Origin of the sequence: Aquirufa rosea (assembly GCF_004118285.1) — a bacterium.
In the GTDB taxonomy this organism is placed as follows: domain Bacteria; phylum Bacteroidota; class Bacteroidia; order Cytophagales; family Spirosomataceae; genus Aquirufa; species Aquirufa rosea.
Window position 1 is genome coordinate 1 of sequence record NZ_SDHY01000041.1, and the last position, 259, is coordinate 259.

The 259-nt window shown below is 42.9% G+C and carries 1 rRNA gene; it reads right to left on the bottom strand.

Going from position 1 to position 259, the window contains the following annotated elements:
* Window positions 1–152: 152 nt before the first annotated feature.
* Window positions 153–259: ribosomal RNA gene (rrf, locus tag ESB04_RS12380) — 5S ribosomal RNA — on the bottom strand; the annotation flags it as partial.

Consider the following 259-nt stretch of genomic DNA (forward strand, 5'->3'; position numbering starts at 1 on the left):
ATGGAATTACAAATTCCAATTATCTGTCATTCGACATGACCCTACGGAACATGTCCAACAGCAGATTTTAAACGATAATTGTTTGATGGAAATCTCCATTCCATTAGGGCATAAAAAAAGCCCACTAAGATGTAGCGGGCTTGATAATAATAACTTGGAGCTTACTTACTTTCCCGGGTTTGATCCCAGTATCATCAGCGGTGCGGGGCTTAACTTCTCTGTTCGAGATGGGAAGAGGTGAACACCCGTCCTATCGGCT